The following is a 1278-nucleotide window of genomic DNA, read 5'->3' on the forward strand; positions in this document are numbered from 1 at the left end:
TGTCTCTCCCCTCGTAGCGTGAAGACCATGACTGCAGGGGAAGTTGGGAGTCATGGCGGAGATGCGACGGAAGTTCGATCCGGAGTTCCGTGAGGGGGCTGTGCGGATCGTCACGGAGACCGGCAAGACGATCGCCGAGGTCGCCGAGGACCTGGGGATCAACGAGACCACCCTGGCGAGCTGGGTCTCCCGTGCCCGTCGGGCAGGGACCGCACCAGCCGCCGGGAGTGACGAGCTGGAGCGGTTGCGGCGGGAGAACGCCCAGCTCAAGCGTGACAACAAGGAACTGGTCATGGAGCGCGATGTCCTCAAACGCTGCATGGTCCTGTGGGTGAAGTAGCCGTGGCGGACCCGGCGTCCGTCGTCGGGGTGATCAGCGACTTCAGGACCGAGCACGGCATTTCGCACCGCGTCTCCTGTCGCGCCCTGGGCGTGAGCGAGTCGTGGTTCTACAAACACCGCACCCGCCAGCCGACCAGGCGTGAGCTGCACAGACAGCACCTGATCGAAGCGGTGAAGGCAGAGTTCGACACGTCGGGCGGCACCTACGGCTCGCCGAAGATCTGGATCAGGCTGGTGAGGCAGGGCTGGCGGGTCTCGGTGAACACCATCGCGAAGATCATGGCCGAGCTGGGCCTGGTCGCGCGGAAGGTGCGCAGACGGCGGGGGCTGACCCGGCCGGGCAAACGGCCGGCCGCCCCGGACTTCGTGCGCCGCGACTTCACCGCCGAGTCACCCGACCTGGTCTGGTGCGGGGACATGACGGAGATCGAAACCGGTGAGGGCAAGCTGTACCTGGCCACGGTCATCGATCTGTTCTCCCGCCGCCTGCTCGGCTATGCGATGGGTGCCCGTCACGATGCCGAACTGGTCGTCGCAGCCCTGCACATGGCCGCGGCGACCCGCGGCGGGGACGTCCGCGGTGTCATTTTCCACACGGACCGCGGGAGCGAGTACGGCTCTCGGAGGTTCCGCCGGGCCTGTCGTCGCCTGGGCGTCTTCCAGTCCATGGGCCGGGTCGGCTCGTGCTTCGACAATGCCGTCAGCGAGGCGTTCAACAGCGTGCTGAAGGTCGAGTACGTCCACCGGCACGCCTTCGCCACACGCACCGAGGCCCGGATCCGGATCGCGACCTGGATCACCGACTTCTACAACAGCCGTCGGCTACACAGCGTGTGTGGCTTCAAGAGCCCGATCGACTACGAACACGACTACTGGGCCAGCCTTGGTGAGGGGCTGGCTGCATAGGAAGGTCTCCACGATTCGAGGGGATTGACA

2 protein-coding genes are annotated in these 1278 nt (G+C 66.3%); both read left to right on the forward strand.

Going from position 1 to position 1278, the window contains the following annotated elements; all coding sequences use genetic code 11:
- Positions 1 to 52: 52 nt before the first annotated feature.
- Positions 53 to 340, forward strand: coding sequence for a transposase (locus ABT300_RS44170; RefSeq protein WP_351688856.1), 288 nt, complete (start codon positions 53 to 55; stop codon positions 338 to 340).
- Positions 328 to 1248, forward strand: a complete 921-nt coding sequence (locus tag ABT300_RS44175) for an IS3 family transposase (RefSeq protein ID WP_351688858.1) — start codon at positions 328 to 330, stop codon at positions 1246 to 1248. The genes ABT300_RS44170 and ABT300_RS44175 overlap by 13 nt, the downstream gene beginning before the upstream one ends.
- Positions 1249 to 1278 lie beyond the last annotated feature (30 nt).

The sequence above is a fragment of the Streptomyces sp. NPDC001027 genome, assembly GCF_040299045.1.
Classification (GTDB): Bacteria; Actinomycetota; Actinomycetes; order Streptomycetales; family Streptomycetaceae; genus Streptomyces.

Bases quoted from the DNA above. Each gene is read 5' to 3' on its own strand.
- ABT300_RS44170 (WP_351688856.1), top strand. From the start codon at position 53: ATGGCGGAGATGCGACGGAAGTTCGATCCGGAGTTCCGTGAGGGGGCT.